We start from the raw sequence: 3,421 nt of genomic DNA, 5'->3' as shown, positions 1-3,421 counted from the left end.
GGGACGAGGCCGACCTCGGCCGGTCGGGAAACCGGACGAGCAGGTCAGGCGCGTGGGAGGAGGAAGCGCTGGTTGGTGCTGCCGGTCACCGTCCACTGGGAGATCCTGGCGCCGTCGGCGGTGGAGGCGGACCACACGTCCATCGCCAGGCCGCTCTGCTGGTTGACCAGGCTCACCACGCCGCCGCCCTGGTCGACCAGCCGCCACAGCTGGTTCGGCGTCCCGGCGTCCCGCTGCTGGGTGATGTCGGCGCCGGTGGCGGTGCCGGACACCTGGAGCACCAGTCCGCTGTGCCGGGCGCGGATCCGGTACTGGTCGCCGGTGGGCAGGAAGTCGAACTGCTGGTTGAGGCCGCCCGTGGCCGCCCACTGGACCAGGAGGGCGCCGGCGGCGGTCGACGCGCCGCTGATGTCGGCCCGCTTGTTGCTGTGCTGCGCCACGAGGTAGTAGTTCACCCCCGGCTCGACCAGCGGCGGACGCCCCTGCGCGGTCACCCGGTAGGTGTGGCCCGCCTGGCCGGTGAACCGGATCAGGTCCGACTCGACCCGCTCCGGCTGGATCACGGTGCCGCTGGTCGCGTCGCGCAGTTCGTACGTCCCGGCGAACGCCCGGCTGCGGACCTTCACCACGCCGTCGCGGTCGGGGGTCACGGACAGCTCCGTGGCCGCACCGCCGCTCCACGCGGCACCGACGGTGTACCCGCCGCGGCCACGCAGCCCGTCCACCTTGCCCGTGGACCAGGCCGGCGGCAGGGCGGGCAGCAGGTGCAGCTCGCCGTTGTGGCTGTGCAGCAGCATCTCCGCGACGCCGGAGGTCGCGCCGAAGTTGCCGTCGATCTGGAACGGCGGGTGCAGGTCGAACATGTTCGGCGCGAGCCGGTCGGGGGTGACCAGGTAGCGGATCAGGTCGTGCGCCCGGCCGCCCTCCTCCATCCGCGCCCAGTAGTTGATCTTCCAGGCGAGCGACCACCCGGTGCCGGCGTCACCGCGCAGCTGCAGGGTCCGGCGGGCGGCCTCGAACAGCTGAGGGGTGCCGCGCTTGGTGATCTGGTTGCTCGGGTGCAGGCCGTACAGGTGGGAGATGTGCCGGTGGTTGGTCTCGGGCTCGATCCAGTCGTAGAGCCACTCCATGATGTTGCCGCGCGAGCCGACCCGCATCGGGGCGAGCCGTTGCGCCGTCGCGCGGACCCGCGTACGGAGATCGCTGTCCACGTCGAGCACCTCCGAGGCGCGGGCGCAGCCCTCGAACAGGTCGCGCAGGATCTGCATGTCCATCGTGGGACCCGCGGCCACGCTGACGTTCGCGTGGTGGAGCAGTTCGGGAGAGTTCGACGGGTTCGTGACCAGCCACTTCAGCGTCGGTTCCTCCACCAGGGTGTCGAGGAAGAACTGGGCGGCGCCCTTCAACGCGGGGTAGTACGACCGCAGGAACTCCACGTCGCCGGTGAACACGTAGTGGTCCCAGATCATGGTGGCCAACCACGCGCCGCCGGTCTGCCACATGCCCGCTGCGGCGAAGTCGACGACCGAGGAGCCGCGCCACCCGTCGGTGTTGTGGTGCGTGACCCAGCCGCCTGCGTTGTACTGCGCACGCGCGGTGCGGGCGCCGGTCACGGTGAGGTCGTTGATCATCCGGAACACCGGCTCGTAGCACTCGGAGAGGTTCGTCGTGTCGGTCGGCCAGTAGTTCATCGGCAGGTTGGCGTTGAGCGTGTACTTCGAGTCCCACGACGGCGCCATCTGGTCGTTCCAGATGCCCTGGAGGTTGGCCGGTTGGGTGCCGGGGCGCGACGACGAGATCAGCAGGTACCGGCCGTACTGGAACAGCAGGGCGGAGAACTGCGGGTCGGTGGTGCTGTTGTGCTGCGCGATCCGCACGTCGGTCGGCTGGTCGGCCGCCGAGGTCCGGCCCAGGTCGAGGCTGACCCGGCCGAACAGCCGCTGGTAGTCGGTGACGTGCCGGCTGCGCAGCACGTCGTACGCCGTGCCCTGGGCGGCGTTGAGGCGTCCCCGGGCGATGCCCTGGTAGTCGCCGGCGACGTTGCGGAAGTCGACGTAGCTGGTGCCGACCGAGATCAGCAGCGTGGCGCTGGTGGCGTTGGACACCCGCAGCGTGCCGCCGGAGCTGCTGGTGGAGCCTCCCTCGGTGACGACCTTGGCCAGCGCGAGGAACCGGACCGAGCCGGCGATGCCCCGCTGGTCGCCGGACTTGCCGTCCAAGCCGATCGTGGTGCCGTCCGGGCTCGACGCGGTCGCCCGCTGCGGCGTGCTGAACGAGGCCGTGAACGAGATCGAGCCGGGCGTCTCGGCGGTCAGCCGCACGGCGATCACCTGGTCCGGCGCGCTGGCGATCACCTCGCGCCGGTACCGCACGTTGTTCGCCACGTACGTCACCACGGTGGTGGCGGTGGTGAGGTCGAGCCACCGCTGGTAACCGGACACCGTGCCGGGGGAGGGGAACGTGAGCCGGAGGTCGCCCACGGGCTGGTAGGCCAGCTGCGCGGCCGGGTTGCCCAGCATGGTCCGGTTGATCAGGTCCTGCGCCTGCGTCCACTGGTTCGCGAACACCAGTCGGCGGATCTCGGCCAGGTTCGCCGCGCCCTGCGTGTTCGTGTAGTCGTGGGGGCCGCCCGCCCAGATCGTGTCCTCGTTGAGCTGCAACCGCTCCGTGTCGGCGTTGCCGAACACCATCGCGCCGAGGCGGCCGTTGCCGATCGGCAGCGCCCGCAGCCACTCCGACCCCGCCGGCTTGTCGTACCAGAGCGCCAGGTCGTTGACCGCCCGCACCTCCGGCGGCGCGGCCGACCCGGCCCGTGCCACCGCCGTCCAACCGCCCGGGGCCAGCACCACTCCGGCGCCCACCGCGCCGAGCTTCATCAGCTGCCTTCTTGGCAGATCGGGCATCGGATCCTCCAAAGTGGACGGCGCGTCGACGAGCCGGGCTCCACCGGCAACGTAGCCACCGGTGAACCCGACCGTCAATTGCCCGGAGCGACTCGGTGTGAGCGATAACATCGTTAGCTGCGGGTTGACCTCGTCGAATCACGTTCGACCCTCGGAAAGTAATCGCGAGGTGGCCGAACTTCCCTCGTTCGGCCTATTCGTTAGCGCTAACAATTTTAGCAACCTTGAGCGTTGACGCCCCGTCCCGCCGCCGGCTACGGTGCGGGACGGCCCGGCCTGCCCGTCGACGATGACGAGGGAGACTTCTCGATGCGAACGCGTTGGCGCGGAAGTGCACCGTGCTCCGGATGACCGCCGCACCACTCTCCACAGAGGACGGTTGTCCGACCGGCCCGGCCCTCGCCGTCGACCCCTCGCCGTCGACCACCGGACCCGGCCTCCACCCGCGCCGCCATCCGCGCCGCCGCACGCACGGCCGCACGCACCTCCGCCGGTGACGACGCACCCGGCGCGCACCG

The 3,421-nt window shown here is 70.8% G+C and carries 1 protein-coding gene; it reads right to left on the bottom strand.

Annotated features, from left to right (window positions below):
* Positions 1-44 precede the first annotated feature (44 nt).
* Positions 45-2,903 carry a glycoside hydrolase N-terminal domain-containing protein gene (locus AB0G02_RS32050; RefSeq protein ID WP_360801591.1) on the bottom strand — a complete coding sequence of 953 codons (2,859 nt, stop codon included), beginning with the start codon at positions 2,901-2,903 and terminating at the stop codon, positions 45-47.
* Between the last annotated feature and the right edge of the window lie 518 nt (positions 2,904-3,421).

This window comes from Actinosynnema sp. NPDC023658 (assembly GCF_040639995.1).
Lineage (GTDB): Bacteria > Actinomycetota > Actinomycetes > Mycobacteriales > Pseudonocardiaceae > Actinosynnema.
Note: the sequence above shows the minus strand (reverse complement) of the source record. Positions and strands in the feature narration are given on the sequence as shown.